Below are 4,132 nucleotides of genomic sequence, written 5' to 3'. Positions count from 1 at the left end.
CGGACCGCAGTGCCGAATGACCCGGACCAGGAGGAGCCCCTCCACGTCCTGATCCCCTACTGGGGCGACCCGGCACTTCTCGACGCCACGATGGCTTCGGTGCTCTCCCAGACGGACCCGCGCTGGCGGGTCACCATCGTCGACGACGGCTATCCCGATCCGGCGGCGCGGCAGACGTACGCAACCCACGCCGACCCTCGGGTGGAGTACGTGCGCAACGAGGCCAACCTCGGCATCGCGGGCAACTTCGAGAAGTGCCGCACCCTCGCAACCGGCAGGCTGGCCATGTTCCTCGGCTGCGACGACCTGCTCCACGACGACTTCGTGGCGACCATCTGGCGCCACCACCACGCGCACCCGGACGTCGAGATGATCCAGGTCGGGGTGCGCGTCGTCGACGGCGCCGGCCAGCCCTCGAACGGTCTGGCCGACCGGGTCAAGGCGCTGATCCGGCCGAAGATCTCCGCCCCTACCGTGCTCGGCGGCGAGACTCTGGCGGCGAGCCTGCTGAGCGGCAACTGGCTCTACTGGCCATCGCTGGTGTTCCGGGTCGACGCGCTGGCGCCTCGTTCGTTCCGCGCGGATCTGCCGATCATCCTCGACCTGGCCCTGATCATGGACGCGGTGGCGGCCGGCAACCGGCTGCTCCTGGTGCCCGAGATCTGCTTCGACTACCGCCGCCACGACGCCAGCGCGTCGTCACTGGCGCTTCTCCAGGGCGACCGCCTGGCCGATGAACGCCGGTGGTTCGGCGAGGTGGCGACGGCCCTCGCGTCGCGCGGATGGTCCCGGGCAGCGAGGGCCGCACGCGTGCACTGGACGTCGCGGCTGCACGCTGTCTCGCTGCTCCCGACCGCGCTGAGGAGCCGGTCTCGACGCGCCACGGCGCGCGTGCTTCGTCACGTCATGACCTGAGCCTTCGAAGCGACGGGAGCCGGTTCACCGCAGGCTGAGCTCGCGCACCTTCTGCGCGAACCGCCAGGCGGCCTGACCGTCGAGGGGTACGACGCCGGGCCGGTCGCCGACCGGACGCTTGGCGAAGCCACCGTCGGCCAGTGCCTGCAACTGCGCAAGCAGGTCGCCGGTGTCGACCACGCGTGCCACTGCGGGCCAGCCGTCGCCCTCGAACACCGCGTCGGGCTCGCCGTCGTCGTGGGCCGCGTGCGGGGCGTACTGGATCATCGGCGTGCCCAGCACGAGAGCGTCGAACGCCTCCGGGACCTGGTCGGTGACCACAGCGTCGGCCACGCGATGGATCAGGCTCGACCAGGGCGTGGTGCGTGCGCTGAGCGTGATGATGTCGTGGCCGGCGAACGCGTGCGTCCACCCGTCGACGCGCTCGACGCGGGGCTCGCGAATCCCGATGGCGACACCGTGGGCTCGCGCCCAGGCACTGATGCGGGCGATCTCGTCGGGCGTGTGGTGTCGGGTGTGACCCACCCACCAGACCACGAGACGCCGGTCTCCGATCAGCTCCCGGAGCCGGCCCTCCTCGGCAGCCAGGTCGGCCGGCAGCCTCTCGACGACGACGAGGTCGTGACGCGGCAGGCCCGTGGCCCACATCTGGCGCAACTCGAGTTCCGGCTCGGCCGCCGCGCGCACCAGAGCGTCCGCCTGGGAGGCGACGGCCATCGCCTTGAGCTTTCGCCACTCCCCCTCCGGGTGCACCGCAGCGGAGTGCGGCACCACGGGCAGCCCGAGGCCGGCGTGGATGAAATCGTGGCGCGCCGGTGCGAGCGGCAGCTTCACGGCGAGGTTGGGCTCGGCGTCGACCAGGAGGCGGGCACAGCGCACGAGCAGGCGCTGGGCGTCGACGGTGTTGAGCGGAAGCACGGTGACGTGGTCACCGGAGAGCTCGTCGTCGAGGCGGCGCGACCCCGTCAGCACCAGCTTGTGAATGCTCGGGTCGTGGCGGACCTGCTCGAACACCGCCCGCAGACCGGGATCGAGCCGGCCGGTCGCATGGTTGGCCAGGAACGCCCACCAGTGCCCGAAGCTCGGGGACTCTCGGTCCAGCTTGCGCAGGGCGCCACCCCACACGGCCCGGCCGGGGATGATGCGCCGGCCCTCTTCGTTCAGGTGCACGCCGTACGCCTCGTGCAACCGGTCGGCCGGTGACACGCGGGCGAGGTTGGCGGCGATCGTCTCGACCGGCGCGTCCGGGATCACGGCCCGCAGCCGCTCCGGCCACGTGTCCAGGCCGAGTACGTGCAGGGGGTTCTCGCCGAGGTAGTTGCGCTTGACCAGGGGGAAGCCCGCCTCGATCAGCTCGAAGACGTGGCGCGAGTAGAGGGGATGGAACGCGTAGAGGTCGGGGATGTAGGTGTCGAAGTCGAAGCCGGCGTCCATGAGGTAGCGGCTGATGCCCACCTCGTACTTGTGGACGACCAGCATCTTCTCGCGCTGGCCGCTGACGGTGTCGAGCCGGAACCGGAAGCCGGGGTCGGTGACCACGGGGCGGCGGTAGACGAGGAAGTACGAGCTGAGGTGCAGGTAGTGGACGTCGGTCCACTGCCGCGGGCCGATGAAGCGCTCCTTGGCCTCCGCCAACGGCATCGGGTCGTCGTCGCCGTCGTAGGACTCGCCGTGCTCCATCGAGGTCGCCTGCAGGCTCCACCAGTCGCAGACGCGCGTGTCCATCCGGGCGAAGACATCGTCCAGGGGCCGCAGGAGGTAGCAGCTGTCGTTGGCCAGGATGACCTCGTCGTAGCTGTCGAGCACATCCCAACCCACCAGGTCGCGGGCCAGCATCGAGAAGGAGCCGAAGTCGTAGGCCGCATGCGGCACGCCCCAGGCGCCCTTGGTGATGTTCGCGATCTTGTCGACCTCGCCGGGCTCGAGCACACCGTCGGCGAGGTAGTAGACGTCGGCGTGCCGGGCGAGCTCGGTGAGGTAGTCCACGACGTAGTCGTCGATGATGCCGTCGCGGTCGTAGGCCGCGAACAGACAGACCCGGCTCGGCGTCTCGGTGAGCCCGGTCGCGCGCCGGAGCTGGGTCTGCTTCGGGAGCGGATCCAGCCCCTCGTGACCGCCGACCAGGAGGAAGTGCAGCAGTGGGTTGACCTGGTCGTCGGTCGGGTCGAGGTGCGTGACCCAGTAGGACCAGACATCGAAGCGCAGGCTGGGCGCGCGCAGGGCGAGCCAACCCTGCTCGACGAAGTGGCGGACCGGGTCCACGCCCAGCAGCAGACGGTGCTCGGCGGCGTACCCCTCGGCATCGAAGAGGTCGCAGGCCGTCACCACCGCGCAGGCGGCGTTGAGCTGGACGTCGATCGGCGGCGGTGCAGGCGTGCCGTCGGTGACCGGCGCCAGCCCCTCCTGCAGGGCGCGCCGGACCAGCACCTCCCCCGACTCCTGGCTCTCCTGGGAGGCGCGGCGCCACTGTCGGACGAACCGGAACCAGCGACGCTGGAAGTCGGCCACCACGGCTCGCCGCGCTTCGAGCTCTTCGGCGTCGCGGGCCGTCTGTCGCGTGTCGGTCATCGCTGGCGGGGCGGGTAGGCGTCTGCGCCCCGCGACTCCGGGGACAGCAGGAAGTGGACGAGGGGGTTGACCCGGTCCCTGAACACGTCGGGGTGGTCAACGCAGTACTGGGCGATGTTGAAGTGCTCGCTCGGGCTGCGGAACGGGTCGAAGGGATAGCGCAGGAAGTGCATCGCGGGATCCATCCCCAGGTGGACGACGTCGGGGTAGGCGCGGAGGTACCACGCAGCGTTGAACAGCTCGGAGCCGCGGATCAGCTCGAGGTGGACGGCCTCGGCCCGACTGGGGGGCCGGAACCGCTTCCGGAGGATCGTGGCGCCCTTGCCCAGACCGGCGTTCTCGATGCGCAGCCGCGCCGCCATCGCGGTGGCGAACTCCTCGGTCGCCTTGATGGCACGGTCGCGGTCGACCCGAATCCTGGTCTCCTTCTCGGCCCAGGCCTCCTGCTCCTTGCGCAGGGCCGCGAGCTCGGCGTGAGCGGTCGCCAGCTGGGCGGTGAGGCGGGCGATCTCGTCGCTTTCCTTCGGATCTGGCACGTGCGCGACCCTATCGCTCGACGTAGGTTGGTCATGTGAGGTGCGCCCGCCGACTCGTCACGGTGACGCTCGCGGCTGCGGTGCTGGCCGCGTGCACCGGCTCCGAGCAGCCG

Annotated in this window: 3 protein-coding genes; 1 reads left to right on the top strand and 2 read right to left on the bottom strand. The window is 70.7% G+C overall.

Features of this window, described 5'->3' with window-relative positions:
• On the top strand, window positions 1-915 hold a 915-nt coding region (locus RMO85_RS14930; protein ID WP_310529516.1), incomplete at its 5' end, for a glycosyltransferase.
• 24 nt (window positions 916-939) lie between these two features.
• On the opposite strand, the gene RMO85_RS14925 is transcribed toward RMO85_RS14930, so the two are convergent.
• Both RMO85_RS14925 and RMO85_RS14920 read right to left on the bottom strand, forming a co-directional pair.
• Window positions 940-3,483 (bottom strand): rhamnan synthesis F family protein, encoded by a 2,544-nt coding sequence (locus tag RMO85_RS14925; protein WP_310529515.1) that lies wholly within the window; start codon window positions 3,481-3,483, stop codon window positions 940-942.
• Window positions 3,480-4,019 carry a hypothetical protein gene (locus RMO85_RS14920; protein WP_310529514.1) on the bottom strand — a complete coding sequence of 180 codons (540 nt, stop codon included), beginning with the start codon at window positions 4,017-4,019 and terminating at the stop codon, window positions 3,480-3,482. The genes RMO85_RS14925 and RMO85_RS14920 overlap by 4 nt, the downstream gene beginning before the upstream one ends.
• Window positions 4,020-4,132: the final 113 nt, after the last annotated feature.

It is taken from the genome of Nocardioides sp. (assembly GCF_031422975.1).
Lineage (GTDB): Bacteria > Actinomycetota > Actinomycetes > Propionibacteriales > Nocardioidaceae > Nocardioides.
The sequence above is the reverse complement of the archived record's forward strand: the minus strand, read 5'-3'. Positions and strand labels throughout refer to the sequence as shown.